The following is a 25,331-nucleotide window of genomic DNA, read 5'->3' on the forward strand; positions in this document are numbered from 1 at the left end:
GCGCCGGGGGCTGCGCGTGGATGCGTTAAAAAGGGAAATCAGCCGTTTTGACCGGAGGACGTGCTGGGGCGGGGGCGATAACGCGCCACGCGGGCCGCACCCGACAGCGCCTTGGTACGCACGCCGGATCGCGCCTTGTACCACTGCGGGGTGGCGCCGGTCTTGAGCCGCCAGTTTTTCTTCGGGTGTTTGTATTCTGGCAGTGTGATCATGCCGGGCAACTCGTCGCTGGAGGCCGCGCCAGTGGTTTCTGCCCAGGATTTTTCAAAGTCGCTGGTATTGGTCTGGATTGAGTTCTCGACGTCGCGCGCCGCACCCTCCATCGACTCCTTCATCTTCTTGAGCTCGTCGAGTTCCATCGAGCGACTGACCTCTTGCTTCACGTCAGACACGTAACGCTGCGCCTTGCCCAGCAACATGCCCACGGTACGCGCAACACGCGGCAGTTTTTCAGGGCCGATCACGATCAGCGCTACCGCGCCTATCAGCGCGATTTTGGACAGGCCGATGTCAATCATGCGGGATCAGCAGGCAAGCGGACGGGTTTGGGGGCAAACGGCCGCCGCGCAGGGCCGCCCCAAGCAAGGCCAGCCCCGTTTCGAGTGCAGGGGGCAGCGAGCCGCAGGCACGCAGTGGCGAGCGTGGGGGCGAACATTTCTAGAGCTTTTGCTTGGCTTCCACGTCGATCGTGGTTTTGTCGGCGGCCTGCGCATGACTGACTTGACCGGCAGGTGCGGCGGCAGCGGCTTTTTCTTCAGCGGTCTGGCCGCCTTCTTTCATGCCGTCCTTGAAACCCTTGACGGCACCGCCCAGGTCGCCGCCCATATTTCTGAGTTTTTTGGTGCCAAACACCATCACGACGATCAGCAGCACGATCAGCCAGTGCCAAATGGAAAATGAGCCCATGTTTCTCTCCTAAGCTTTAATTGCAATGTTGCACAAGGTTAGGACCATTCTAAAGGCCTTGCGCAGTGGCGCGCTCGAATAGCCCTGCATAAACCGCATGCTTGCATCTGGTGTGTGATGCCCAAGTTGCAAGTGGGGATTTACCCGCGAACGACGGTGGCCCTCTTAACCCAGCCGGGGCCGCGGGCCCGGCTCTGCCGGCCCGCAGGCGCAGCGGCCCCCTCGGGGGGCAGAGAGCCACACGCAGTGGGCGAACGTGGGGGCTAACCCTTTATCCAGGGTCGCGGACCACCCATGACATGGATGTGCAGGTGATGCACTTCCTGGCCGCCCTCGGCGCCTGTGTTGATGACAATGCGAAAACCACCTTCAGGGTAGGGTTTGCAGCCTTTTTCAACAGCCAGCCTGGGTGCCAGCGCCATCATGCGGCCCAGCAGTGCCTCATGCGCCAGACCGACCTGCGCCATCGACGCGACATGCGCCTTCGGGATCATCAAAAAATGCACCGGGGCCCAAGGGTTGATGTCGTCAAAGACAAAAATGTCGGCGTCTTCGTAGACCTTGCGGCTGGGGATTTTTCCGGCGGCAATCTTGCAAAAAATGCATTTGTCGTCGTGGGCGTGGCTGGGCTGGCTCATGGTCGGCTGGAGTGGGATTGACTCAAAGTTCAGGGTGCGAGGTGGCCGGACGCTGGCTGTTAAAACGCATCCAGCCGCGGATGCAGCGGTACAGGTACCAGAGCCAGACGATGCCGTAAGCGATCATGCCGGGCACGATGAACAGCAGCCACAGCGGCGACAGCAGCACCAGCCACATCAGGGTCCACCAGAAGGTCTGGATCATGTAGTTGTGGTGGTCGATGTAAAGCACATCGGACTCCTCGCCACGGCGCACGTAGTTGACGATCAGTGCGACCACCGCGAAGATGCCGCCGCTGAACCAGGCCAGCGTGTGCAGGCCATACAGCACATGCATGACGATGCGGTCGTTCGGGCTTTTGGTGTCGAACTCGGCCAGGTTGGTCTCGCTCATGGTCTCTCCTTGTTGCTGCGTGCGGGATGATGCTATTTTTCAGCGGCGTCGCGGTCCTGCGCCTTGCGCAGGGCTTTTTCCTCAATGCCGCTGGTGCCCTCGCGGCGCTCGAGTTCGGCGATCACGTCGGCCGGGGACAGCCCGTAATGGGCCAGCGCAATCAGGCTGTGAAACCACAGGTCAGCGACCTCACCGACCAGTTTGGCATTGAGTTCAGGCGTCCCGCCGCCGTGGTCAACGTCTTTGGCCGCCATCACGGTTTCAGTGGCTTCCTCGCCGATTTTTTTCAGGAAGGCATCGGGGCCCTTGTGCAGCAGGCGCGCCACATAACTGGTGTCGGGGTCGCCGCCCTGGGCCGGCTTGCGGCTTTCGATGATGCGCGCCAGGCGCTGCAGGGAGTCGTTGGAAGTCATGGCTTGTTCTCGTCTATTTGTAGATGCTTTTCGGGTCTTTCAAGACCGGCTCGGTCACCACCCACTGGCCGTCTTTGTAAAGGCTGAAAAAACAGCTATGGCGGCCGGTGTGGCAGGCAATGCCCGGCTCGTGTCCGAGCTGGGTCACCCTGAGCAGGACCACGTCGTTGTCGCAGTCCATGCGGATCTCGTGCACCGTCTGCAGGTGGCCGGACTCCTCGCCCTTGTGCCACAAGCGCCCGCGCGAGCGGCTGTAATACACCGCCTGGCCCAGTTCGGCAGTTTTTTGCAGCGCCTCACGGTTCATCCAGGCAAACATCAATACGTCGCCGCTGGAGGCTTCCTGGGCGATGACGGGAATCAGACCCTTGTCGTCCCATTGGATGTCGTCTAGCCATTTCATAGTTCTATTGTCCGTGATTGTGGAGCCCCCACGCTTGTCACTTCGTGTACTTTCGGCGGAGCGCTGCCCCTTGCACGAGGAAGAGGGGCGCTACGCCTGCGGGCCGGCGGAGCCGGACCCGCGGCCCCGGCTGGAATGGGGAGGCAGACCCTAGTTCATGCGCACTCACTACCAAATTTATAGCTGCTTGCGCCCGCCAGACAAGGGCTGGAGCTCAAAATGACTTGAAATTAAAACCGTACTGGAATGCCGCGCGCCGCCATGTGCGCCTTGGCTTGCTGCACGGTGTACTCGCCGTAATGAAAGATGCTGGCGGCCAGCACTGCATCGGCGCCGCCCAGCTGGATGCCGTCTGCCAGGTGGTCCAGATTGCCGACGCCACCGGAGGCGATCACCGGCACACTGACCGCGTCGCTGACGGCGCGCGTCAGCGCCAGGTCGAAACCGGCCTTGGTGCCGTCGCGGTCCATGCTGGTCAGCAGAATTTCGCCGGCGCCGCGGCGCGCCATCTCGCTGGCCCAGGCCACCGCGTCCAGCCCGGTGTTCTTGCGCCCGCCATGGCTGTAAACATCCCAGCCCGGTCCGCGCGTGAGCGCTTCCTCGTCGGAGCGACGCTTGGCGTCAATGGCCACCACGATGCACTGCGCGCCGTATTTTGCCGAGGCGTCTTCGATCACCTGCGGATTGGCCAGCGCGGCCGAGTTGAAACTGGTCTTGTCGGCCCCTGCATTGAGCAGACGCCGCACGTCGTCCACCGTGCGCACACCGCCACCGACCGTCAGCGGAATAAAGACCTGGGAAGCCACCGCCTCGATGATGTGCAGGATCAGGTCGCGCCCGTCGCTGGTGGCCGTGATGTCCAGAAAGGTCAGTTCGTCGGCACCCTGCTCGTTGTAACGCGCAGCAATTTCGACCGGATCGCCGGCGTCGCGCAACTCAACGAAGTTAACGCCCTTGACCACGCGGCCGCCGGTCACATCAAGGCAGGGAATAATCCGTTTAGCGAGCAAGACAGGCAGGCCAGCGAAGCGGTTTGAGGCCAGGGTCACCGCGGAATCGGCTTTGCCGGGCCGCTGGTGGCGCCCCCTGGGGGGAGGCGGCCAAGGGCCGCTTCGGGGGGTTATCCATTTAATTCGTCAGCCCGGGCCTGCGCTGCGGCGAAATCCAGGTCGCCGCTGTAAATCGAGCGGCCGCAAATCACGCCTTCAACACCTTCGTTTTCGACCGCGCACAGCGCCTCGATGTCGGCCATGTTTGACAGGCCACCGGAGGCAATCACCGGGATTGTCAGTGCCTGCGCCAGCTTGACGGTGGCTTCAATGTTGATGCCGGTGAGCATGCCGTCGCGGCCAATGTCAGTGTAGATGATGCCTTCAACGCCGTAGTCCTGGAATTTCTTGCCGAGGTCGATCACCTCGTGGCCAGTCATCTTGCTCCAGCCGTCGGTAGCGACTTTGCCGTCCTTGGCATCCAGGCCGACGATGATGTGGCCGCCAAACGCGGTGCAGGCGTCCTGCAGGAAGCCGGGGTTTTTCACCGCAGCCGTGCCAATGATCACGTAGCGAAGGCCGGAGTCGAGGTAACGCTCGATGGTGTCCAGGTCGCGGATGCCGCCGCCGAGCTGCACGTCGATCTCGCTGCCGACTTCAGCCAGGATTTTCCTGATCGCGGCTTCATTTTTCGGTTTGCCGGCAAAAGCCCCGTTCAGGTCCACCAGGTGCAAGCGACGCGCACCCTTGTCGACCCAGCTGCGCGCCATGGCCGCCGGGTCTTCACTGAAGATGGTGGACTGGTCCATGTCCCCCTGTTTGAGGCGAACGCAGTGGCCGTCTTTCAAGTCAATCGCGGGGATGAGTAGCATGGGAGTGAGGCAAAGCGGTGGATGGGAAGGAAAAGCGATGGGCGAAAAAAGGCGTGCGGCGGCAGGCGCAGGGGCTCAGGGATTCCAGTGGAGGAAGTTGCGGTACAGGGCGAGGCCGTGGTCTGCGCTTTTTTCGGGGTGAAATTGGGTCGCAAAAATATTATCGCGTGCCAGCGCCGCCGTAAAGCGGGCGCCATAGTCAGCAAAACCCGCAGTGTGGCGCGCATCCGACGGCTGTGCATAAAAGCTGTGAACGAAATAGAAGTAAGCGCCGTCGGGCACGCCGTCCCACACCGGGTGCGGCGCTGCACCCTTCGCAGTCGCCTGGTCAACCTGGTTCCAGCCCATTTGCGGCACCTTGAAGCGGCTGCCGTCGGGCTGGGTGCGGCCCGCCAGGTCAAACTTGAGGACCTCGCCGGGAATCAGGTTCAGGCCAGCGGTGCCGGCGTCGCCGTCACCGGGCTGTCCTTCCTGGCTGTGCGTGAGCAGCATCTGCATGCCGACGCAGACGCCGAACAGCGGTTTGTTCGCTGCGGCATGCAGCACGGCAGGAAGCATGCCGGAGTCGGCCAGCTCACGCATGCAATCGGCAATTGCGCCCTGGCCCGGCAACACCACACGCCCGGCTTTCATGACCTCTTCGGCGCGGGAGGTGACGATCACTTCGACGCCGCTGCCTTGCGCCACATGCTGGACGGCCTGCGACACCGAGCGCAGGTTGCCCATGCCGTAATCGACCACAGCGACAGTGTTGGTGTGTGCCATTAAAAACAGGAAAATGCTATTAAATTGATAGCTTCTTGTGCCCGTGAGCTATGGGCTGGAGGCTAAAACAATGCTCAAAGCCATGTTTTTTTGCCTTACAGCGACCCTTTGGTCGAGGGAATCACGCCGGCAGAACGCGGATCGATCTCCAGCGCCATGCGCAGGGCGCGCGCAAAGGCCTTGAACACCGTTTCGGCCTGGTGGTGTGCGTTGTCGCCGCGCAGGTTGTCGATGTGCAGGGTGACAAACGCGTGGTTGGCAAACCCCTGGAAAAACTCATAAGCGAGCTGGCTGTCGAAGCTGCCAATCATGCCGCTCTTGAACGGCACATGCATCTCCAGGCCGGGCCGCCCCGAAAAATCGACCACCACGCGCGACAGCGCCTCGTCCAGCGGCACATAGGCATGACCATAGCGGCGCAGGCCTTTTTTGTCGCCAACCGCCTGGGCCACCGCCTGGCCGAAGGTGATGCCCACATCTTCCACCGTGTGATGACCGTCGATGTGCAGGTCGCCGTCGGCATGGATGTCCAGGTCGATGAGACCATGGCGCGCGATCTGGTCCAGCATGTGGTCGAAAAAGCCAATGCCGGTGGACAGGCGCGACTGCCCGGTGCCGTCGAGGTTAAGCTTGACGGTGATCTTGGTTTCGGCGGTGTTGCGCGAGATCTCGGCAGTTCTCGGGGCAACAGGAGCCAGGGCGGTCTGGGTGGTCATAGGGATTTTTTGAGCGCTGCCAGCATCTGCTTATTCTCGTCGGCGGTGCCGACGGTCAGGCGCAAACAATCAGCCAGCAAAGGATGCATTTTAGAAACATTTTTGACCAGCACGCCGCAAGAGCGCATGCCTTCAAAGGTTTTTGCGGCATTGGCCACCCGGATCAGCACCATGTTGGCGTCACTTTTCCAGGTTTTGACATCGGGCAAGGCCTGCAGTGCGTCCACCAGCAGGGTGCGCTGGGCGCGTATGTCTTGCGCCTGTTCGGCAAACACATCGGCATGCTCCAGCGCAAACAGCGCACATTCGTAATTGAGCACGCTGATGTTGTAAGGCGGGCGCACCTTGTCGATTTCGGCGATCAGCGCTTTCGGTCCCATCATGTAGCCCAGCCGCACGCCGGCCAGGCCAAACTTGCTCATGGTGCGCATCAGCAGTACGTGGCCGTAGCGCCCCGGCTCCTGAGCCAGGCGTGTGATGTAGCTGCGGCTGGCAAAAGGCTGGTAGGCCTCGTCCATCACCACCAACCCCGGTGCCGCGGCGATGATCCTGTCGATCACCACGTCGTCCCACAGGTTGGCGGTCGGATTGTTCGGGTAGGCGATGTAGATGATGGACGGCTGGTGTTCAGCGATCGCGGCCAGCATGGCGGCTTCGTCGAGTTCAAAGTCGGGGCTCAAGGGAACGCCAATGAACTTCAGGCCCTGCAATTGCGCGCTCATGCCATACATCACAAAACCAGGCAGCGGCGCCAGGATGGAGGCACCCGGCACATCGCAGGCCATGGCCAGCAGCGAGATCAGCTCGTCAGAGCCGTTTCCGAGCATGATGTCAAAGCCTTCGGGCATGCCGGCGTACTCGGCCAGAGCCTCGCGCAGATCATTGATACGCCCGTCCGGGTAGCGGTTCAACGCCAGCGCACCCAGGCGCTGGCCCAGATGCGCCTGCAAGGCCGCCGGTAGCCGGTGCGGATTTTCCATTGCGTCCAGCTTGACCAGGCCTGTTGATTCCTGGATGGCGTAGGCATGCATGGACTGCACGTCCTGACGAATGCGTGTGGTAATAAGGTTTGCCAGACAGGCTTTCATTGGGTCAGCTCCAGCAGTTCGACGCTGGCCTTGAATGGATTGATCACCTGAACGTCGCCATAGTGCTGCTCGTGCGCCATGTCTTCGCTCAGCAAATAACGACAACCCATGTGTTGGGCCGCTGCTACCACCAGACTGTCCCAATAGTGCAAGCCGTAGCGGCTTTCAACGGCCCACGCTGACTCAACGGTGGCATGGTCAATCTGCCAGGGTTGCCAGAGTTCGTAGCGCCGAACTTCCGCGCGTGCATCACCGGCAGGCATGGGTGGCTTGATTTTGCGCGTGCTTATAACGTAAAACTCATTCAGAACCTGAGTGCTGACACGGCCTATGCCTCGCTGCCAGAGCAAACTCAGCCATGCAATGGCAGCCTTCTGCTTGACCGGGTCGCAACCGTCTTCGCTGTACACCAGAATGTTGGCATCCACAAAAACTCCGAAAGATGCACCACTCATGCGTAGCGATCATAAAGTTCGGTGCGTTTCGGATAGGCCTGCCCGTCTGAGACCCAAAGCCGGTCTTTGGTCTGCCAGTCGTGCATGGCGCGCTGGTAGGCATCGGTTCTGCGCATCTTCTCGGCTAGCATTTCCCCTACCAGCCGCGACACGCTGGTGTTGCGCTTGGCAGCCTCCATGCGCGCCCATTTCAGAACAGGTTCTTCGACCGTGACCGTGACGTTTTTCATGTTTGAGATTTTAACACGAAATTCGTGCAACACGAAGTTCGTGTGTTTCAGTCTTTTTTCATCCGCATTTCAGCAGCCCTGGCATGCGCTTGCAAACCTTCGCCATAAGCCAATTCGGCGGCAATTTTCCCCAGGCTCTGCGCGCCGGCTTCGCTGACCTCGATCAGGCTGGAGCGTTTCTGGAAGTCGTAGACGCCCAGCGGGCTGGAGAAGCGCGCGGTGCCACTGGTTGGCAACACGTGGTTGGGGCCGGCGCAGTAATCGCCCAGCGATTCACTGGTGTAAGCGCCGAGAAATATCGCGCCGGCATGTTTGAGCAGGGGCTCCCAGCGCTGCGGGTCGTGGCTACTGACCTCCAGGTGCTCGGGCGCAATCCGGTTGCTGATGGCGCAGGCTTCTTCCATGCTGCGAGTGTGGATCAGCGCACCGCGGCCGCTGAGCGACTTGGCAATGATCTCGGCGCGCGGCATGGTGGGCAAGAGACGATTGATGGCCTCCTGGACGGCGTCGATATAGGCCGCATCGGGGCACAACAGGATGCTTTGCGCCAGTTCGTCATGTTCGGCCTGGCTGAACAAATCCATGGCCACCCAGTCGGCCGGCGTTGTGCCGTCGGCCAGTACCAAAATTTCACTGGGGCCGGCAATCATGTCGATACCGACGGTGCCAAAGACACGCTTTTTGGCGCTGGCCACGTAGGCGTTTCCGGGTCCAGTGATCTTGTCGACCTTGGGCACGGTTTGCGTGCCGTACGCCAAGGCGGCCACCGCCTGTGCGCCACCGATGGTGAAGGCGCGCGTGACGCCGGCCACGTAGGCAGCTGCCAGCACCAACGCGTTTTTTTCGCCGCGCGGCGTGGGCACGACCATGATGATCTCGCCGACCCCGGCGACATGGGCAGGAATCGCATTCATCAGCACTGAAGAGGGATAAGCCGCCTTGCCACCCGGCACATAAATGCCGGCACGGTCCAGCGGCGTGACCTTCTGGCCCAGCAGCGTGCCGTCGGCATCGCGGTACTGCCAACTCTCGCCACTGGCCTTCTTCTGGGCCTCGTGGTAGCTGCGCACACGAGCGGCAGCGGCCTGCAAGGCGTCGCGCTGTGCTGCGGGAATCGCATCGAAGGCCGCCTTGAGCTCGGCCTGTGTCAACTCCAGCGCCTGCAGCGAAGCCACATCGAGGTGGTCGAAACGGCGGGTGTACTCCAGCACCGCCGCATCACCGCGTTGCTGCACGTCGGCCAGGATGTCGGCGACCACTTTTTCGATGGCCGCGTCGGTGTCGGCCGACCAGTGCAGACGCGCCGTGAATTGGGCATCAAATGTGGCGTCAGCCGTTGACAGTCGGGCGGGGGTAGCTACAAATTTCATAGCGTTTTCAAGCGGTGGATTTGCCGATGGCGGAAGCAAAGGCTTCGATGATGTCCCGAAGCAGCGCCTGCTTGAGCTTGAGCGCGACCTGGTTGACCACCAGGTGCGAGCTGATGTCCATGATGCGTTCGACCTCGACCAGGTGATTGGCCTTGAGCGTATTGCCGCTGCTGACCAGATCGACGATGGCATCAGCCAGGCCGGTCAGTGGCGCCAGCTCCATGCTGCCGTAGAGCTTGATCAGGTCCACATGCACGCCCTTGGTGGCGAAAAAATCGCGCGCAATGCTGACGAATTTGGTCGCCACCTTCAGGCGCGAGCCCTGTTTGACCGCGGCCTCGTAGTCGAAGCCGTCACGCACCGCGACACTCATGCGGCATTTGGCGATCTGCAGGTCCAGCGGCTGGTACAGGCCCTGGCCGCCGTGTTCGATCAGTGTGTCCTTGCCGGTCACGCCGATGTCGGCGCCACCGTACTGCACATAGGTCGGCACGTCGGTGGCGCGCACCAGCACCACGCGCACATCCGGCCGATTCGTCGCCAGGATCAGCTTGCGCGATTTTTCGGGGTCTTCCAGCACTTCGATGCCGGCGGCTTTGAGCAGCGGCAGCGTTTCGTCAAAGATACGGCCTTTGGACAAAGCGAGGGTGATCATGATTTGATCCGTTCAATATCGGCACCAATGCCGCGCAGCTTGGCTTCCATCTGGTCATAGCCGCGGTCAAGGTGATAAATGCGGTCGATCAGGGTCTCGCCCTCGGCCACCAGACCGGCAATCACCAGGCTGGCGGACGCGCGCAGGTCGGTTGCCATCACGGTGGCGCCCGAAAGTTTCTCCACGCCTTCGAGGATCGCAAACTTGCCGTCAATCTGGATATTTGCGCCCAGGCGCACCATCTCGTTGACGTGCATGAAGCGGTTCTCAAAGATTGTTTCCGTGACCTTGCTGGCGCCTTCGGCAATCGCGTTGAGCGCCATGAACTGGGCCTGCATGTCGGTCGGGAAGCCCGGATATTCGGTGGTGCGGAACGATTGCGCCTGCATGCGACCTTGCGCCTGCACGCGGATGAAACCGTCACCAGCGGTGATCACGGCGCCGGCGTCGCGGAGCTTCTCGATCACGGCATCGAGGTGGTCGGCACGGCCATGGCGCAGCACCACATCGCCCCCGGCCGCTGCCACGGCGCAGAGAAAGGTACCGGTCTCGATCCGGTCGGCCACCACCTGATGCGTGCAGCCATGCAGGCGCTCCACGCCCTGGATGCTTATGCGGCTGGTCCCATGACCTTCGATCTTCGCGCCCATCTTGATCAGCATCTCGGCCAGGTCGCCGATCTCCGGCTCCTGCGCCGCGTTCTCAAGGATGGTTTCACCTTCCGCCAGGCTGGCGGCCATCATGAAATTCTCGGTACCGGTGACGGTGACCATGTCGGTCGTGATGCTGCAGCCCTTGAGGCGACCGCGCTGGCCGTTAGGCCCGACCGGGAGTTTGGCAATCATGTAGCCGTGTTCGACCACGATGTCGGCGCCCATGGCCTGCATGCCCTTGATGTGCTGGTCCACCGGCCGCGAGCCAATGGCGCAGCCGCCCGGCAGCGAAACGGTCGCCTCGCCAAAACGCGCCAGCAGCGGGCCCAGCGCCAGCACCGAGGCCCGCATAGTCTTGACAAGTTCGTACGGTGCCTCCGGCGAACTCAGGCCGCCGGCGTTGACCAGAACAGCGCCCGAGCTGCCTTCAACGCGCTCTGCCGTCACGCCCATGTTTCGTATCAGCTTGAGCATGGTCGCCACGTCCTGCAGGCGCGGCACATTTTCCAGCGTCACCGGCTCGGCCGTCAGCAGGGCTGCGCACAGCTCGGGGAGGGCCGCATTTTTGGCGCCGGAGATATCAACGGTGCCGGCCAGCGTCTTGCCGCCCTTGATCAGTAGTTTGTCCATGTATTTATTCTGCGGGGTGATTAGCCCATTCGGCGGGTGTGTAGGTTTTCATTGACAGCGCATGCACTTCGTCGGTCTGCATGCGTCCGCCCAGCGTGGCATACACCCGCTGATGGCGCTGAATCAGGCGGTGGCCTTCGAAAGCGCTGGAGACCACGGTGGCATACCAGTGCCGCCCGTCGCCGGTGAGTTCGATATGTTCGCAGGGCAGGCCCGCCGCAATGATGGCTTGAAGTTCTTCGCTGGTCATAATTTTTTGGTCACGCGGATCGTCAATATATTCTCGATGCAACTTCTTTTTTTCAGCCGGGGCTGCGGATCCGGCTCCGCCGGTCCGCAGGCGAAGCGGCCCCCTCGGGGGGCAGCGCAGTACACGAAGTGACAAGCGTGGGGGCCATATTAATTTCTGATTTTGTAGCCAATGCGCAGCAAATTTACCGCGATACCACTAACCACCAGCCAGGCCGTGCCAACGATGGCCAGGCTCAACCAGGGCGAGACGTCGCTGACACCGAAAAAGCCATAGCGGAAACCGTCGATCATGTAGAAAAACGGATTCATGTGGCTGACGGTTTGCCAGAACGGTGGCAGGGAATGAATCGAGTAAAACACACCGCTCAAAAAGGTCATGGGCATGATGACAAAGTTCTGGAACACCGCCATCTGGTCAAACTTCTCCGACCACAAGCCGGCGATCAGGCCCAGCGCGCCCAGTAAACCGGCGCCCATTAACGCAAAAACCACAATCCACAGCGGCGCTACAAAACCTGGCCGGCCGAAATAGACGGTGACGGCAAACACCCCCAGTCCAACCGCCAACCCGCGCACGATGGACGAGCCCACATAGGCACAAAACCAGGCCCAGTGCGACAGCGGCGTGAGCAGCACAAACACCAGGCTGCCCATGATTTTGCTCTGAATCAGCGAGGAAGAGGTGTTGGCAAAGGCGTTCTGCAACACACTCATCATCACCAGCCCGGGCACCAGGAAGGCGGTGTAGCTGACCGTGCCGTAGACCTTGACCTGGTCCTGCAGCACGTGGCCGAAAATCAGCATGTACATGACGGCCGTGAGTATCGGCGCGCCGACAGTCTGGAAGCCGACTTTCCAGAAGCGCATGACCTCCTTGTAGAAGAGGGTTTGCCAGCCGGTCATGCTGACGCTCCAATTTTTTCGGCCATCACCTCGAGGAAGACATCTTCGAGGTCGGCCTTGCGGATCTCGACATCCTCGGCCACCAAGCCAGCCTCGCGGATGGCGCTCAAGTAATGCTCGATCTCGATGGCATTGTGAGCGGGCAGTTGCACGATGCGGCCGGTGATGCGCGCCTTGTCGGCAATCGCCTTCGGCAACTCGCTGTCAATCTTGAACCGGAGCACATTTGAGGAGGCGGTTTTAAGCAACTCCGACGTGGTGGCCAACGCCACCATGCGGCCCTGTTTGAGCATGGCGATGCGGCTGCACAGGGCCTCGGCCTCTTCGAGGTAGTGTGTCGTCAGCAGCACGGTGCTGCCCTGCTTGTTGAGCCGGGCGATGAATTGCCAAAGGGCCTGGCGCAGTTCCACATCCACGCCGGCGGTCGGCTCGTCGAGCACGATGACCTGCGGTTTGTGCACCAGCGCCTGCGCCACCAGCACCCGGCGCTTCATGCCGCCGGACAGCTGGCGCATGTTGGCGCTGGCCTTGTCCGACAGCCCCAGGCTGGCCAGCAGTTCGTCGATCCAGTCGTCATTGTTCCTGACACCGAAATAGCCGGACTGGATGCGCAGCGCCTCGCGCACCGTGAAAAAGGGGTCAAACACCAGCTCCTGCGGCACCACGCCAAGCTTGCGGCGCGCGGCGGCGTAATCGCTCACCACATTGCTGCCGTGAACCGTCACGGTGCCGCTGGTAGCGCGGGACAGGCCCGCAAGAATACTGATCAGCGAGGTTTTACCGGCGCCGTTGGGCCCGAGCAGGCCGAAAAATTCTCCCGGCTGGATGTCAAAACTGACATCGTCCAGCGCCCTGACGCCAGGGGCGGAGCGGTTGCGGGTGCCGGGGTAGTTTTTGCAGACAGAATGGAAGGATATGGCTGGCATGAGCCGACTATTTTAAGGTGCAAGCCGCAGCTTCACCGGGACCGCGCCGGGAAAAGGGCATTGCCCTGGCCGGCCACCACCCGTCAAACGGCTGGCAGCAAGTCCTGCACGCCGTACAAGCCGGCCAGCTGCCGCAGGCGATCCGGCAAGGCGCGGACTGAAAACACCTTGCCGGCCGCCAGCACCTGGCGGCGGCAGGCCAGCAACACGGCCAGCGCTGAGGAGTCGAACTGCTGCAGCGCACTGGCGTCCGCAACGACCCCGGTGGCGGTCTCGCGGGCCAGCATGACGCCCAGCGCCGCCACCGCAGACGCGGCAAGGTCGTGGGTCAAACGGACGGGGAGCAGCAACACGGCAGTTCAGGCCCGGCTCAGGGCTTTTTGGCAGCGATGTTGGACTGGTTGCGCTGGGCCAGCGCAGCGATCAGGCCGTCCACACCCTTGGCGGAGATTTCCTGCGCAAACTGGGTGCGGTAGGTTTCCACCAGCCAGATGCCCAGCACATTCAGGTCATAAATTTTCCAGCCGTTGGGTGTTTTTTCCATGCGGTAGTCGAGCTGGATCGGGTCACCCCGGCCAATCACTTCGGTGCGCACCTGGACCTCGGTATCGGCCGCAGCAGCGCGCAGCGGTTTGACGCTGACGGTCTGGTCCTTGACCTGGGTCAGGGCGCCCGAATAGGTGCGAATCAGCAGGGTCTTGAACTCATCTTGCAGGCGTTTTTGCTGCTCGGGCGTCGCCTGGCGCCAGTTCCGGCCCACGGCGGCGGCAGTCATGCGAGTGAAATTGACATGGGGCATTACCTTGCCGTCCACCAGAGCAATGATTTTCCCGGTATCACCGGACTGGATGGATTTGTCAGCCTTGATGGCGTCCAGCACTTCGGTGGAAGTCCTCTTGATCAGGGCGTCAGGCGCCTCGTCCGCTGCGCGCGCGGGTGCCAGCCCCGCGAACAGGGCCAGTGACAGGGAGGCACCAACAACATGGCTAAAAATTCGACGGTTCATGGTTTCACTTTCAAATCGGAACAATGGCGGGCGGAATTGCGTGATGTGTGCGCGAGGCCGACTGACTTGATTGGACAGCAGCTTTGCCGCTTTGGTTCATGCGCCCGGTGAAGTTAAGGCAATGAAGTTGTAAAGCTTCTTTACCGGGCCGGTGCTGGCGAAGGCGTTTTTTCGGGTAGGTCATAACGCTCTTCGGCATCGCCATTGGACTCCAGCACGACGCCACGACGTTGCAGGTAGGCATCACGCGTGAAGCTGTATTTGTCGAGTGCGGCCTGGTTCAGCACCTCGCCGGCGCGCAGCAGGCTGGCCCGCAAGTCGACAGCCCGCAGAACATAGAGCGAATTGCGGGCGGACACGTCATGCCAGTGGGCCACCAGGTCGCCCTTGGTGTCCACCACCAGCGCGGCAGTGTCACGAACGGTCGAGGAACCGAGCACTGGCAGCACCAGGTAAGGACCACTGTCCACACCCCAGCGCGCCAGCGTCTTGCCGAAATCCTCGCGATGCCGCTCGATGCCCATCTCGGTGGCCCAGTCCAGCACGCCGCCCAGGCCGATGGTGGTATTGACGCTAAAACGCATCAGGCTGTCGCCGGCCGCCTGCGGACGCCCCTGCAACAGGTTGTTGACCATGGACCAGACTTCGGTGAGGTTGCCGAAGAAGTTGTTGACGCCCGTGCGAACCGGCGACGGCAGCACGTCCTGGTAGACCTGCGCCACGGGCTTGACGATGGCCTCGTCCAAGCCGTCATTGAAGCGGCTCATGCTGCGGTTGAAAGGCTCAAACGGGTCCCGCGGATTAGATCCGGTAGCGCAGCCTTGCAGCAATGCAAGAGCAAGCAAGCCAGCGCAGAGGCCGGAAAATTTCATCGTGTTTCGTGTTTTCATTTTTTTTCGTTGGTCCCTGCCGGCGGCGCAGTCGTCGATGGGGAGCTGCTGTCCGCCGCCTTGCTGTACAAAAACTGGCTGATCAGGTTCTCCAGCACCACGGCCGACTGGGTCTGCTTGACTACGTCGCCCGCCGCCAGATTTTTCTCGTCAGCACCCGCCTCAATCCCGATATATTGCTCTCCCAACAGCCCACTGGTGAGTATTTTCAGAGAGCTGTCCTTGGGGAAAACGTACCGGCTTTCCATCGCCAGATTAACACTCGCTTGATAGGATTTGTCATCAAACGTAATATCTGCGACGCGGCCGACAATTACGCCCGCACTTTTGACCGCGGCGCGTGGTTTTAAACCACCAATGTTGTCGAATTTGGCTACCACCGCATACGATTTGTCGAAGCTCAGGGTCAGCAAATTGGCAGACTTGAGCGCAAGAAACAAAATCGCTGCCGCACCAGCCAGCACAAACAGGCCAACCCACACGTCATTTCTGGAGCGTTGCATCAGGATTCCTTGGAAAAACATCGGTTTCCGCATGAACGGATCGATGGAGATAAATGGATTTTCGCATTGGTGGAACGGTTTGTCGGGGTGATAAAAGTCACACGCTGAACATCAGGGCTGTCAGGACAAAATCCAGTCCCAGCACGGCCAGCGAAGCCAGCACCACCGTCCGGGTCGTGGCCCGCGCTACCCCTTCGGGGGTCGCCTGGGCCTCAAAGCCCTGAAAAAGCGCAATAAAGGTCACCGTCACGCCAAATACGAAACTCTTGATGACGCCATTTCCAACATCGCGCCAGACGTCAACCCCAGACTGCATCTGGCTCCAGAAAGCGCCCGCATCCACGCCAATCATCACCACGCCGACCACCCAGCCACCGAGAATGCCGACGGCGCTGAACACCGCAGCCAGCAAGGGCATGGCAATCACACCGCCCCAAAAACGCGGCGCCAGAATCCGGCGCACCGGATCGACCGCCATCATCTCCATCGCCGAGAGTTGCTCGCCGGCCTTCATCAAACCAATTTCGGCCGTCAGCGCTGTGCCGGCGCGTCCGGCAAACAGTAACGCCGTCACCACCGGACCCAGTTCGCGAACCAGGCTCAGGGCCACCAGCAACCCTAGCGCCTCCGAGGAACCATAACGCTGCAGCGCGTAATAACTCTGCAGGCCGAGTACAAAGCCCACAAACAGCCCCGACACCGTGATGATGGCCAGCGAGTAGTTGCCGAGGAAAAAGATCTGGTCGCGGATCAGGCCAAAACGCGCGAACACCGGCCCGGTCAGCGCAAGCAGGCGCGCCATCATGCGGGCGCCGTAGCCGACCTCGCGCAGCTTGCTGCGTGTGGCGTCACCCAAGTCGGCAATCAGGTTGACGATACTCATGGCCGCTTTTCCTTGCCCACCGAAGCCTGTGACCCAAAATCGTCAGCCTCACTCGGTCCCGGATAATGAAACTGGACCGGCCCTTCGGCCAGCGCATTGACAAACTGGTGCACCAGCGGATCTGTGGAGTGAAGCACTTCTTCGGGTGTACCCTGGGCCGCAATGCCGCCATTGGCCAGGATGATCACCTTGTCGGCGATGCGAAATGTTTCTTCAAGGTCATGCGACACCACGATGCTGGTGATGCCCAGTGTGTCGTTGAGCTGGCGTATGAGTTGCGCGGCTGTGCCCAGCGAGATCGGGTCGAGGCCGGCGAACGGCTCGTCGTACATGATCAGTTCCGGATCCAGCACGATCGCGCGTGCCAGTGCCACCCGCCTTGCCATGCCGCCGGAGACTTCGCTGGGCATGAGGTCGCGCGCACCGCGCAGGCCAACCGCGTTGAGCTTCATCAGCACGATGTCGCGGATCAGTTCCTCCGTCAGGGACGTGTGTTCGCGCAACGGAAAAGCCACGTTGTCGAACACGCTCAGGTCGGTGAACAATGCCCCGAACTGGAACAACATGCCCATGCGGCGACGCGCCGCGTAAAGCTCGGTCTGGCTCAGGCGCCCCACCTCGCGGCCGTCGAACAGAACCTCGCCGCTCTTGGCCTTTTGCTGGCCGCCGATCAGGCGCAACACGGTTGTTTTTCCGCCGCCCGAAGCGCCCATCAACGCGGTGACCTTGCCACGCGGCACGGACAGCGTGACATCGTTCAGGATCACACGATCACCTGTGGCGCCAGGGTAGGCAAAGGTCACATGTTGGAATTCAACCAGAGGAGAAGGCACGCTGTCGGACATGAGGGGAAGAAAAAGCCGGCGAGAGTACAGGCTTCGATTGCAAAGGCCCCAATGATAAAGGGTTTGCCCTGATGAAGTTGCTAAAACAGAGGGCTTGTCCCCTAAAGCCCCCCGTTGAACAGGGGCACCCAGCGCGCAAAGCGGTATAAAAATACCGATAACTGCCTCGCGACGTAGAACCCGTATGTCAAATCGGGTCCTAGCCCTTTATTCACGGTCACTACGAGCTATCTTTTTTATAGCATTTGGGCAACTGCCCGAAGGCAAACCCTAGCGCGGCAGGTCTCTATACCCCATCAGGAACTCATCGACCGACCGCGCGCCTGGCGGCCCTCGCGCCGTGCAGGCCGCAGCCAGCACGATCGTCAAGCCGCCCACCGGGCGATTTGCGAAGGCTGTCCCTTTCAGCGCGGCAGGTCGCTGTAACCCATCAGGAATTCATCAACAGATCGCGCGGCCTGCCGGCCCTCGCGCCGTGCAGGCCCCAGCCTGCACGATCGTCAAGCCGCCCACCGGGCGATTTGCGAGGGCTGTCCCTTTCAGCGCGGCAGGTCGCTGTAACCCATCTGGAATTCATCAACAGATCGCGCGGCCTGCCGGCCCCCGCGCCGTGCAGGCCCCAGCCTGCACGATCGTCAAGCCGCCCACCGGGCGATTTGCGAGGGCTGTCCCTTTCAGCGCGGCAGGTCGCTGTGACCCATCAGGAATTCGTCGACCGAACGCGCGGCCTGCCGGCCCTCGCGAATCGCCCACACCACCAGGCTCTGCCCACGACGGATATCGCCGGCCGCAAACACCTTGAGCACGTTGGTCGCATACCCCCCTGTGAAATCGGTGCTGGCTTTGGCGTTGCCGCGGGCGTCCTTCTCCACGCCGAAAGCTTCCAGCACGGCGGATACAGGAGCGACAAAACCCATGGCCAGCAGCACCAGGTCGGCCTTGAGCGTCTGCTCCGAGCCGGGCACTTCCTGCATCTTCCCGTCTTTCCACTCAACGCGCACGGTTTTCAGGCCGGTGACCTTGCCGCCGTCGCCGATCAGTTCCTTCGTCGAAATGGCAAATTCACGATCACAACCTTCTTCATGCGAAGACGAGGTGCGCAGCTTGATCGGCCAGTAAGGCCAGGTCATGGGGCGGTTTTCCTCTTCGGGCGGCTGCGGCATCAGTTCAAACTGTGTGACGCTGGCCGCGCCATGGCGGTTGCTGGTACCGACGCAATCGGATCCGGTGTCGCCGCCGCCGATGACGATGACGTGTTTGCCCTCGGCGCGCAACTGGTCCTTGACCTTGTCACCGGCGTTGACCTTGTTTTGCTGTGGCAAAAATTCCATCGCGAAATGGATGCCGGCCAGATCACGCCCCGGAACCGGCAAGTCGCGTGATTCCTCGGCGCCGCCGGTCAGCAGCACGGCATCGAAATCTTTCTGCAACTGTTCGGGCGTGATGGTTTCCTTAGCCCAGTTGGTGACTTTGGAGTCCTTGCCCAGCGGGTCATTGGCATGGCCGACCATGACACCGGTGCGGAAGGTCACGCCTTCAGCCTGCATCTGCGTCACGCGCCGGTCGATATGGATTTTTTCCATCTTGAAGTCGGGAATACCGTAGCGCAGCAGGCCGCCTACACGGTCATTTTTCTCGAACAGGGTCACGTCGTGGCCGACGCGGGCCAGCTGCTGCGCAGCGGCCATACCGGCGGGACCGGAGCCCACCACCGCCACTTTTTTGCCGGTCTTGTGCTGCGGCGGCTGCGGCGGCACCCAGCCCTCGGCCCAGGCGCGGTCGATGATGGCGTGTTCGATGGACTTGATGCCTACCGCGTCGTCATTGACATTCAGCGTGCAGGCGGCCTCGCAGGGTGCCGGACAGATGCGGCCGGTGAATTCGGGAAAGTTGTTGGTGCTGTGCAGCGTGTCGATGGCACTTTTCCAGTCGGCGCGGAACACCATGTCGTTGAAGTCAGGAATGATGTTGTTGACGGGGCAGCCGCTGTTGCAAAAGGGCGTGCCGCAGTCCATGCAGCGCGCCGCCTGCTTGTTGGCCTGTGCGTCATCGAGGCCGATTACGAACTCTTTGTAGTTTTTCAGGCGCTCGGGAACCGGCTTGTAGCCCTCCTCGATGCGTTCGTATTCCATGAAACCGGTGACTTTTCCCATGTGGCTACTCCAGATACTTCTTGTTCAGGCTGCGGTTTTGGCGGCTTTGGCTGTGGCGGGCTTGCCAACGGCGAGGGCGTGTGCTGCTGCGGCCGCTTTTTTTGCAGCCATCTCACCCAGCGCTCGCTTGTATTCGAGCGGGAACACCTTGACAAATTTGCCGCGTGCTTCTGCCCAGTTGTCCAGTAACTCCCTGGCACGTTTGCTGCCCGTCCAGCGGTTGTGGTCTTCCAGCAGCTTGCGAAGCTGCGCTTCGTCGGTCTGGCCGCCATGCCAAAGCGCCTGTTCGCCGCCGGCCTCCTGCTGGGCGGTGGGTTGGACTTTTTCCAGCGACACCATGGCGGTGTTGCAGCGCTTGGCAAACTGGCCGTCTTCGTCGTATACGTAGGCAATGCCGCCGCTCATTCCGGCCGCAAAGTTGCGTCCGGTTTTGCCCAGCACGGCGACGGTCCCGCCGGTCATGTATTCGCAGCCATGATCGCCCGTGCCTTCAACCACCGCCGTAGCGCCCGACAGGCGCACAGCGAAACGCTCGCCAGCCACACCGCTAAAGAAGGCCTCGCCAGTGGTGGCGCCATAGAGCACCGTGTTGCCGACGATGGTGTTCTTGACCGCGTCACCACGAAAGTCAATGCTCGGGCGCACGACAATGCGGCCGCCTGACAAGCCCTTTCCGGTGTAGTCGTTGGCGTCACCGATCAGGTACAAAGTGATGCCCCTGGCCAGGAAGGCGCCGAAAGACTGGCCGCCCGTGCCTTCGAGCTGGATACGCAGGGTGTCGTCCGGCAGCCCCTCGGGATGGCGTCGAGTCAGCTCGCCCGACAGCATGGCGCCAACCGTGCGATTGACGTTGCGTGCTACTTCGATGAACTGGACTTTTTCGCCCTTTTCCAGCGCTGCTTTTGATTTTTCGATCAAGCGAACGTCCAGGGCTTTTTCCAGCGCGTGGTCTTGCGCCATCACATGTAGGCGCGGCACGTCGGCCGGCACATTGGGCTGGTAGAACAGGCGTGAAAAATCCAGTCCACCGGCCTTCCAGTGTTCGATGCCCTTCTGGGTGTCGAGCAGGTCGGCGCGGCCAATCAGTTCGTCAAAAGTGCGTATGCCCAGTTGCGCCATCAGCTGCCGCGCCTCTTCGGCGACGAAGAAGAAATAGTTGACGACATGTTCCGGTTTACCGCTAAATTTCTGGCGCAGCACCGGGTCCTGCGTGGCCACACCCACCGGGCAGGTGTTTAGGTGGCATTTGCGCATCATGATGCAGCCTTCAACCACCAGCGGTGCAGTCGCGAAACCGAACTCGTCGGCGCCCAGCAAGGCGCCAATCACCACATCGCGGCCAGTTTTCATCTGGCCATCGGCCTGCACCCGGATGCGTCCACGCAGGCGGTTCAGCACCAGGGTCTGCTGGGTTTCGGCCAGGCCGATTTCCCACGGCGAGCCCGCATGTTTGATCGACGACCAGGGCGACGCACCGGTGCCGCCATCGTGGCCAGCAATCACCACGTGGTCGGACTTGGCTTTGGCCACACCAGCGGCAATCGTGCCCACACCCACTTCACTGACCAGCTTGACGCTGATGCTGGCGCGCGGGTTGACGTTTTTCAGGTCGTGGATCAGCTGCGCCAGATCCTCGATGGAATAGATGTCGTGGTGCGGCGGCGGTGAAATCAGGCCGACGCCAGGCACCGAATAACGCAACTGGCCGATGTACTCGCTGACCTTCCCGCCCGGCAGTTGGCCGCCCTCACCAGGCTTGGCACCCTGCGCCATCTTGATCTGGATCTGGTCGGCCGACACCAGGTATTCGGCGGTGACACCAAAGCGACCCGAAGCCACCTGCTTGATGCGCGAGCGCAGCGAGTCGCCGTCCTGCAGCGGCAGGTCGACTTCGACCGCGCCTTCGCCGATAACGCTTTTGAGCGTTTCGCCCTGCTTGATCGGGATGCCCTTGAGCTCCTGGCGGTAACGGTTCGGATCTTCACCGCCTTCACCGGTGTTGCTTTTGCCGCCGATGCGGTTCATCGCAACCGCCAGCGTGGCATGCGCTTCGGTGCTGATCGAGCCCAGCGACATCGCGCCAGTGGCGAAACGCTTGACGATTTCTTTGGCCGCCTCAACCTCGTCAATCGGGATTGCTCTGGACGGATCGATGCGGAACTCGAACAGCCCACGCAAGGTCATGTGTCGGCGATTCTGGTCGTTGATCAGCTGGGCGTATTCCTTGTATGTATTCCAGTTGTTGGCGCGCGTCGCGTGTTGCAGTTTGGCAATCGCGTCGGGCGTCCACATGTGATCTTCACCACGCACGCGCCAGGCGTATTCGCCGCCGGCATCCAGCATGTTGGCCAGCACCGGGTCGTTGCCGAAGGCGGCCTTGTGCATGCGCAGGGCTTCTTCGGCAATCTCGAACACACCCATGCCTTCGACCTGGCTGGCGGTTCCGGTGAAAAACTTCTCAATGGTCACGCGGTTCAGGCCAATGGCCTCGAACAACTGGGCGCCGCAGTAGCTCATGTAGGTCGAAACGCCCATCTTGGACATGATCTTGGACAAGCCCTTGCCAATCGCTTTGACATAGTTGTAGATCGCCTTGTCGGTGCTCAACTCACCCGGCAGGTCTTTGGACAGCTCTGCCAGTGTTTCCATCGCGAGGTAGGGGTGAACCGCTTCCGCGCCGTACCCGGCCAGCACGGCAAAGTGATGGACCTCGCGCGCCGAACCGGTCTCCACCACCAGGCCGGCCGTCGTGCGCAGGCCTTCCTTGACCAGGTGCTGGTGGATGGCCGACAGCGCCAGCAAGGCCGGAATCGCGAATTGCGCCGGGCTGATGGCGCGGTCGCTGACGATCAATATGTTTTTCCCGCTCTTGATCGCATCGACCGCTTCCGCACACAGCGAGGCGAGTTTGGCCTCCACCCCTTCGCGTCCCCAGCTCAGCGGGTAGGTGATGTCCAGCGTGTAGCTGCGGAACTTGCCCTGGGTATAGGTCTCGATATCGCGCAGCTTGCGCATGTCGGCGACATTGAGCACCGGTTGGCTGACTTCCAGCCGCATCGGCGGGTTCACCTGGTTGATGTCCAGCAGATTCGGCTTGGGGCCGACAAAAGACACCAGCGACATCACGATGGCCTCGCGGATCGGGTCGATCGGCGGGTTGGTGACCTGTGCAAACAACTGCTTGAAGTAGTTGTAGAGCGACTTGTTCTTGTTGGACAACACGGCCAGCGGGCTGTCGTTGCCCATGGAGCCGGTGCCCTCTTCGCCATTGACGGCCATCGGCGACATCAGGAACTTGATGTCTTCCTGGGTGTAGCCGAAAGCCTGCTGGCGGTCCAGCAGCGAGTGCGACTCGGTCAGGCCGGAGCTTGATGCCGAGGTTGCGCTGGCTTCGTCACTGCCCATGTTGGTTCCGTCGGTGGGCGCGGGCACATTCGTCGCCTGCACATCATCGAGGCGAATGCGCAGATTTTCAATCCACTGCTTGTAGGGCTTGCTGTGGGCCAGCGTGGCCTTGATCTCTTCGTCGTCGACCATGCGGCCCTGTTCCAGATCGATCAGGAACATCTTTCCGGGCTGCAGCCGCCATTTGCGCACGATCTTGTTTTCGGGAATCGGCAACACGCCGGACTCGGAGGCCATGATCACCAGATCGTCATCGGTCACGCAGTAACGCGATGGCCGCAGACCGTTGCGGTCCAGCGTGGCGCCAATCTGGCGGCCATCGGTGAACACGATGGAGGCCGGGCCGTCCCAGGGCTCCAGCATCGCCGCGTGGTATTCGTAGAAGGCCTTGCGGCGCTCGTCCATGGTGGTGTGTTGCTCCCAGGGCTCGGGAATCATCATCATCACGGCCTGGCTGATCGGGTAACCGGCCATGGTAAGCAGCTCCAGGCAGTTGTCGAAAGTCGCGGTGTCGGACTGGTCGGCAAAACTGATGGGGTAGAGTTTTTGCAGGTCCGCGCCCAGCACCGGCGAAGACATCACGCCTTCACGGGCTTTCATCCAGTTGTAGTTGCCCTTGACGGTGTTGATCTCGCCGTTGTGGGCCACATAGCGGTAGGGATGGGCCAGCGGCCACTCGGGGAAGGTGTTGGTTGAAAAGCGCTGGTGCACCAGGCCCAGGGCCGACACGCAGCGCGGGTCCGTCAGGTCCAGGTAGTAGGTACCGACCTGGTCCGCCAGCAGCAGGCCCTTGTAGACCACGGTGCGGCTGGACATGCTGGGAACGTAGTATTCCTTGCTGTGCGTGAGTTTCAGGCGCTGGATGGCGGCGCTCGCGGTTTTGCGGATCACGTAGAGCTTGCGCTCCAGCGCGTCCTGCACGATCACGTCATTGCCGCGGCCGATAAAGATCTGCCGCAGGATGGGCTCCTTCTTGCGCACTGTCGGCGACATCGGCATGTCACGGTTGACCGGCACATCGCGCCAGCCCAACAGGACCTGACCTTCAACGCGTACCGCGCGTTCGAGCGCCTGCTCGCAGGCCAGACGCGAGGCATGCTCTTTCGGCAGAAACACCATACCGACACCGTATTCGCCGGGAGGCGGCAGGTTGACACCCTGTTTGGCCATTTCTTCGCGGTACAGCGCGTCAGGCAGCTGAATCAGGATGCCAGCGCCGTCACCCATCAGCTTGTCGGCACCGACAGCGCCGCGATGGTCAAGATTTTCAAGAATTTTCAGACCCTGTTGGACAATCGCATGGCTTTTGTGGCCCTTGATGTGCGCAACAAAACCGACACCGCAGGCATCGTGTTCGTGGGCCGGACTGTAAAGACCGTTTTCTTCAAAATGCCTGATTTCAGCAGCCGTGGTCATGGCGCACTCCTGGTCGATGGCAGACTGCGGTGGCGGCAAAAATGCACGGCCAACCCTGTTCTGCCGGGTTTCGTAATATGTCACGGGGATAGACAAGCATAGTGCAGTGCAACAACAATGCCAAACCAAATAATTGGGGTCAGATTCTTATTAGTTACTAGAAATGATTGTAAAAAATTAATTGGGGACATGATAAAAATCAGTAAATTTTTCAAATAACTGTCTACGAGCTGGTCGCAGGGGGGCGGCCAGCCGACATCCTACTTACTCGCCGTTGTGTGCGGGTTTGCAAATCGGCAACAAAAAGTGCGTCCCCGAGCGCCCATCCACTGAGCGCGGATTGCGTCAGTGCCAATTGCCGATCAGCCGCCACGCCCCCTTGCACCATTTCTGCATAAGCCGCTTCGCGTGCAAAAGGCGTGTTGCCGAGTGTCCAGAACAGCGGATGCGGCGCCACCAGTCTGTCCACCCGCAAACCGGCATAGTGGCCGTGGCTAGACCACGGATAATCATGCGCCTGAGCCACCAGGCCATGGCGCACGGGGTTGAGGTCGATATAGGCCATGCAGGCCAGCAGGAAAATTTCGGGCTGGATGACGGTAGAGCGGTAGCGCCCCTCCCACAAGGTGCCGGAACGGCCGTGGCTGTCATTGAAATAACGTACGTAGCGCCGGCCTATGGCCTGCATCATTTGCGGCAGGGCTTCCGCCGTGTCCGGCGTGGCCAGCAAATGAAAGTGGTTGTCCATCAACACATAGGCGTGGATGGCAACGGAGAATTTCCTGGCGTTGTCGTCGATTAACGCCAGCAGGCTTTGGTAGTCGGCCGTGGAGGTAGCAATAGCTTGCCTATTGTTGCCGCGTTGAATGATGTGTTGCGGGAAACCTGGAAGGCTGAGACGGGGGAGACGAGCCATGATGGTGGTGATGCGCTGTGGTCCAACGCATCATAAATCGGATCTGTCCCCCGATT

Annotated in this window: 28 protein-coding genes; all 28 read right to left on the minus strand. The window is 61.1% G+C overall.

The window, feature by feature from the left end; translation table 11 throughout:
* Window positions 1–38: 38 nt before the first annotated feature.
* The 28 genes from tatB to IEX16_RS06050 all read right to left on the minus strand — a co-directional run bounded on the left by tatB (window position 39) and on the right by IEX16_RS06050 (window position 25,275).
* Window positions 39–518 carry a Sec-independent protein translocase protein TatB gene (gene tatB / locus IEX16_RS05915; protein ID WP_188707419.1) on the minus strand — a complete coding sequence of 160 codons (480 nt, stop codon included), beginning with the start codon at window positions 516–518 and terminating at the stop codon, window positions 39–41.
* Window positions 519–657: 139 nt separating this feature from the next.
* Window positions 658–906, minus strand: coding sequence for a Sec-independent protein translocase subunit TatA (gene tatA, locus IEX16_RS05920; RefSeq protein ID WP_188707420.1), 249 nt, complete (start codon window positions 904–906; stop codon window positions 658–660).
* A 263-nt stretch (window positions 907–1,169) separates the two neighbouring features.
* Window positions 1,170–1,544, minus strand: a complete 375-nt coding sequence (locus IEX16_RS05925) for a histidine triad nucleotide-binding protein (protein ID WP_188707421.1) — start codon at window positions 1,542–1,544, stop codon at window positions 1,170–1,172.
* Between the two features lie 22 nt (window positions 1,545–1,566).
* Window positions 1,567–1,938, minus strand: a complete 372-nt coding sequence (locus tag IEX16_RS05930; RefSeq protein WP_188707422.1) for a DUF4870 family protein — start codon at window positions 1,936–1,938, stop codon at window positions 1,567–1,569.
* 32 nt (window positions 1,939–1,970) lie between these two features.
* A complete protein-coding gene (locus tag IEX16_RS05935) occupies window positions 1,971–2,351 on the minus strand; it encodes a phosphoribosyl-ATP diphosphatase (protein ID WP_188707423.1) in 381 nt (126 codons plus the stop codon).
* A 13-nt stretch (window positions 2,352–2,364) separates the two neighbouring features.
* Complete coding sequence (gene hisI / locus IEX16_RS05940) at window positions 2,365–2,754, minus strand: phosphoribosyl-AMP cyclohydrolase (protein WP_188707424.1); 390 nt, start codon at window positions 2,752–2,754, stop codon at window positions 2,365–2,367.
* Between the two features lie 230 nt (window positions 2,755–2,984).
* The gene (hisF, locus tag IEX16_RS05945) at window positions 2,985–3,764 is read right to left on the minus strand and encodes an imidazole glycerol phosphate synthase subunit HisF (RefSeq protein ID WP_188707425.1); all 780 of its coding nucleotides are present in this window, start codon (window positions 3,762–3,764) and stop codon (window positions 2,985–2,987) included.
* Between the two features lie 110 nt (window positions 3,765–3,874).
* A complete protein-coding gene (hisA, locus tag IEX16_RS05950; protein WP_188707426.1) occupies window positions 3,875–4,615 on the minus strand; it encodes a 1-(5-phosphoribosyl)-5-[(5-phosphoribosylamino)methylideneamino]imidazole-4-carboxamide isomerase in 741 nt (246 codons plus the stop codon).
* Window positions 4,616–4,690: 75 nt separating this feature from the next.
* On the minus strand, window positions 4,691–5,380 hold the full coding sequence (hisH, locus tag IEX16_RS05955; RefSeq protein WP_188707427.1) for an imidazole glycerol phosphate synthase subunit HisH: 690 nt from the start codon (window positions 5,378–5,380) through the stop codon (window positions 4,691–4,693).
* A gap of 95 nt (window positions 5,381–5,475) precedes the next feature.
* On the minus strand, window positions 5,476–6,096 hold the full coding sequence (hisB, locus tag IEX16_RS05960; RefSeq protein ID WP_188707428.1) for an imidazoleglycerol-phosphate dehydratase HisB: 621 nt from the start codon (window positions 6,094–6,096) through the stop codon (window positions 5,476–5,478).
* Window positions 6,093–7,184 carry a histidinol-phosphate transaminase gene (hisC, locus tag IEX16_RS05965; RefSeq protein ID WP_188707429.1) on the minus strand — a complete coding sequence of 364 codons (1,092 nt, stop codon included), beginning with the start codon at window positions 7,182–7,184 and terminating at the stop codon, window positions 6,093–6,095. Before hisC ends, hisB begins: the two co-directional genes overlap by 4 nt.
* Window positions 7,181–7,639, minus strand: coding sequence for a PIN domain-containing protein (locus IEX16_RS05970; RefSeq protein WP_188707430.1), 459 nt, complete (start codon window positions 7,637–7,639; stop codon window positions 7,181–7,183). The genes hisC and IEX16_RS05970 overlap by 4 nt, the downstream gene beginning before the upstream one ends.
* Window positions 7,636–7,869 (minus strand): CopG family transcriptional regulator, encoded by a 234-nt coding sequence (locus IEX16_RS05975; RefSeq protein WP_188707431.1) that lies wholly within the window; start codon window positions 7,867–7,869, stop codon window positions 7,636–7,638. Before IEX16_RS05975 ends, IEX16_RS05970 begins: the two co-directional genes overlap by 4 nt.
* Before the next feature lie 47 nt (window positions 7,870–7,916).
* Window positions 7,917–9,239, minus strand: a complete 1,323-nt coding sequence (gene hisD / locus IEX16_RS05980) for a histidinol dehydrogenase (RefSeq protein ID WP_188707432.1) — start codon at window positions 9,237–9,239, stop codon at window positions 7,917–7,919.
* A 7-nt stretch (window positions 9,240–9,246) separates the two neighbouring features.
* Window positions 9,247–9,894: an ATP phosphoribosyltransferase gene (gene hisG, locus IEX16_RS05985; RefSeq protein ID WP_188707433.1), complete on the minus strand. Its 648-nt coding sequence runs from the start codon at window positions 9,892–9,894 to the stop codon at window positions 9,247–9,249.
* The gene (murA, locus tag IEX16_RS05990) at window positions 9,891–11,177 is read right to left on the minus strand and encodes a UDP-N-acetylglucosamine 1-carboxyvinyltransferase (protein ID WP_188707434.1); all 1,287 of its coding nucleotides are present in this window, start codon (window positions 11,175–11,177) and stop codon (window positions 9,891–9,893) included. The genes hisG and murA overlap by 4 nt, the downstream gene beginning before the upstream one ends.
* Before the next feature lie 4 nt (window positions 11,178–11,181).
* Window positions 11,182–11,427, minus strand: a complete 246-nt coding sequence (locus tag IEX16_RS05995; RefSeq protein WP_188707435.1) for a BolA family protein — start codon at window positions 11,425–11,427, stop codon at window positions 11,182–11,184.
* Between the two features lie 149 nt (window positions 11,428–11,576).
* Window positions 11,577–12,332 carry an ABC transporter permease gene (locus IEX16_RS06000; protein WP_188707436.1) on the minus strand — a complete coding sequence of 252 codons (756 nt, stop codon included), beginning with the start codon at window positions 12,330–12,332 and terminating at the stop codon, window positions 11,577–11,579.
* Entirely contained in the window at window positions 12,329–13,258 is a 930-nt protein-coding gene (locus IEX16_RS06005; protein WP_188707437.1) for an ABC transporter ATP-binding protein, read from the minus strand. Before IEX16_RS06005 ends, IEX16_RS06000 begins: the two co-directional genes overlap by 4 nt.
* A gap of 83 nt (window positions 13,259–13,341) precedes the next feature.
* On the minus strand, window positions 13,342–13,611 hold the full coding sequence (locus IEX16_RS06010) for an STAS domain-containing protein (protein ID WP_188707438.1): 270 nt from the start codon (window positions 13,609–13,611) through the stop codon (window positions 13,342–13,344).
* Window positions 13,612–13,628: 17 nt separating this feature from the next.
* Window positions 13,629–14,264 (minus strand): MlaC/ttg2D family ABC transporter substrate-binding protein, encoded by a 636-nt coding sequence (locus tag IEX16_RS06015; protein WP_188707439.1) that lies wholly within the window; start codon window positions 14,262–14,264, stop codon window positions 13,629–13,631.
* A 140-nt stretch (window positions 14,265–14,404) separates the two neighbouring features.
* The gene (locus IEX16_RS06020; RefSeq protein WP_229676208.1) at window positions 14,405–15,136 is read right to left on the minus strand and encodes an MlaA family lipoprotein; all 732 of its coding nucleotides are present in this window, start codon (window positions 15,134–15,136) and stop codon (window positions 14,405–14,407) included.
* Between the two features lie 14 nt (window positions 15,137–15,150).
* Complete coding sequence (gene mlaD, locus IEX16_RS06025) at window positions 15,151–15,657, minus strand: outer membrane lipid asymmetry maintenance protein MlaD (RefSeq protein WP_188707441.1); 507 nt, start codon at window positions 15,655–15,657, stop codon at window positions 15,151–15,153.
* Between the two features lie 97 nt (window positions 15,658–15,754).
* Complete coding sequence (gene mlaE, locus IEX16_RS06030; RefSeq protein ID WP_188707442.1) at window positions 15,755–16,540, minus strand: lipid asymmetry maintenance ABC transporter permease subunit MlaE; 786 nt, start codon at window positions 16,538–16,540, stop codon at window positions 15,755–15,757.
* On the minus strand, window positions 16,537–17,385 hold the full coding sequence (locus tag IEX16_RS06035; RefSeq protein ID WP_188707443.1) for an ABC transporter ATP-binding protein: 849 nt from the start codon (window positions 17,383–17,385) through the stop codon (window positions 16,537–16,539). Before IEX16_RS06035 ends, mlaE begins: the two co-directional genes overlap by 4 nt.
* Before the next feature lie 674 nt (window positions 17,386–18,059).
* On the minus strand, window positions 18,060–19,538 hold the full coding sequence (locus IEX16_RS06040) for a glutamate synthase subunit beta (protein WP_188707444.1): 1,479 nt from the start codon (window positions 19,536–19,538) through the stop codon (window positions 18,060–18,062).
* A gap of 24 nt (window positions 19,539–19,562) precedes the next feature.
* Entirely contained in the window at window positions 19,563–24,359 is a 4,797-nt protein-coding gene (locus IEX16_RS06045) for a glutamate synthase-related protein (RefSeq protein WP_188707445.1), read from the minus strand.
* A gap of 223 nt (window positions 24,360–24,582) precedes the next feature.
* Window positions 24,583–25,275, minus strand: a complete 693-nt coding sequence (locus IEX16_RS06050; protein WP_188707446.1) for a transposase — start codon at window positions 25,273–25,275, stop codon at window positions 24,583–24,585.
* Window positions 25,276–25,331: the final 56 nt, after the last annotated feature.

Origin of the sequence: Polaromonas eurypsychrophila (assembly GCF_014641715.1) — a bacterium.
GTDB classification, from domain to species: domain Bacteria; phylum Pseudomonadota; class Gammaproteobacteria; order Burkholderiales; family Burkholderiaceae_C; genus Polaromonas; species Polaromonas eurypsychrophila.

Bases quoted from the DNA above. Each gene is read 5' to 3' on its own strand.
- tatB (WP_188707419.1), bottom strand. From the start codon at position 518: ATGATTGACATCGGCCTGTCCAAAATCGCGCTGATAGGCGCGGTAGCG.
- tatA (WP_188707420.1), bottom strand. From the start codon at position 906: ATGGGCTCATTTTCCATTTGGCACTGGCTGATCGTGCTGCTGATCGTC.
- IEX16_RS05925 (WP_188707421.1), bottom strand. From the start codon at position 1,544: ATGAGCCAGCCCAGCCACGCCCACGACGACAAATGCATTTTTTGCAAG.
- IEX16_RS05930 (WP_188707422.1), bottom strand. From the start codon at position 1,938: ATGAGCGAGACCAACCTGGCCGAGTTCGACACCAAAAGCCCGAACGAC.
- IEX16_RS05935 (WP_188707423.1), bottom strand. From the start codon at position 2,351: ATGACTTCCAACGACTCCCTGCAGCGCCTGGCGCGCATCATCGAAAGC.
- hisI (WP_188707424.1), bottom strand. From the start codon at position 2,754: ATGAAATGGCTAGACGACATCCAATGGGACGACAAGGGTCTGATTCCC.
- hisA (WP_188707426.1), bottom strand. From the start codon at position 4,615: ATGCTACTCATCCCCGCGATTGACTTGAAAGACGGCCACTGCGTTCGC.
- hisH (WP_188707427.1), bottom strand. From the start codon at position 5,380: ATGGCACACACCAACACTGTCGCTGTGGTCGATTACGGCATGGGCAAC.
- hisB (WP_188707428.1), bottom strand. From the start codon at position 6,096: ATGACCACCCAGACCGCCCTGGCTCCTGTTGCCCCGAGAACTGCCGAG.
- hisC (WP_188707429.1), bottom strand. From the start codon at position 7,184: ATGAAAGCCTGTCTGGCAAACCTTATTACCACACGCATTCGTCAGGAC.
- IEX16_RS05970 (WP_188707430.1), bottom strand. From the start codon at position 7,639: ATGAGTGGTGCATCTTTCGGAGTTTTTGTGGATGCCAACATTCTGGTG.
- IEX16_RS05975 (WP_188707431.1), bottom strand. From the start codon at position 7,869: ATGAAAAACGTCACGGTCACGGTCGAAGAACCTGTTCTGAAATGGGCG.
- hisD (WP_188707432.1), bottom strand. From the start codon at position 9,239: ATGAAATTTGTAGCTACCCCCGCCCGACTGTCAACGGCTGACGCCACA.
- hisG (WP_188707433.1), bottom strand. From the start codon at position 9,894: ATGATCACCCTCGCTTTGTCCAAAGGCCGTATCTTTGACGAAACGCTG.
- murA (WP_188707434.1), bottom strand. From the start codon at position 11,177: ATGGACAAACTACTGATCAAGGGCGGCAAGACGCTGGCCGGCACCGTT.
- IEX16_RS05995 (WP_188707435.1), bottom strand. From the start codon at position 11,427: ATGACCAGCGAAGAACTTCAAGCCATCATTGCGGCGGGCCTGCCCTGC.
- IEX16_RS06000 (WP_188707436.1), bottom strand. From the start codon at position 12,332: ATGACCGGCTGGCAAACCCTCTTCTACAAGGAGGTCATGCGCTTCTGG.
- IEX16_RS06005 (WP_188707437.1), bottom strand. From the start codon at position 13,258: ATGCCAGCCATATCCTTCCATTCTGTCTGCAAAAACTACCCCGGCACC.
- IEX16_RS06015 (WP_188707439.1), bottom strand. From the start codon at position 14,264: ATGAACCGTCGAATTTTTAGCCATGTTGTTGGTGCCTCCCTGTCACTG.
- IEX16_RS06020 (WP_229676208.1), bottom strand. From the start codon at position 15,136: ATGAAATTTTCCGGCCTCTGCGCTGGCTTGCTTGCTCTTGCATTGCTG.
- mlaD (WP_188707441.1), bottom strand. From the start codon at position 15,657: ATGCAACGCTCCAGAAATGACGTGTGGGTTGGCCTGTTTGTGCTGGCT.
- mlaE (WP_188707442.1), bottom strand. From the start codon at position 16,540: ATGAGTATCGTCAACCTGATTGCCGACTTGGGTGACGCCACACGCAGC.
- IEX16_RS06035 (WP_188707443.1), bottom strand. From the start codon at position 17,385: ATGTCCGACAGCGTGCCTTCTCCTCTGGTTGAATTCCAACATGTGACC.
- IEX16_RS06040 (WP_188707444.1), bottom strand. From the start codon at position 19,538: ATGGGAAAAGTCACCGGTTTCATGGAATACGAACGCATCGAGGAGGGC.
- IEX16_RS06045 (WP_188707445.1), bottom strand. From the start codon at position 24,359: ATGACCACGGCTGCTGAAATCAGGCATTTTGAAGAAAACGGTCTTTAC.
- IEX16_RS06050 (WP_188707446.1), bottom strand. From the start codon at position 25,275: ATGGCTCGTCTCCCCCGTCTCAGCCTTCCAGGTTTCCCGCAACACATC.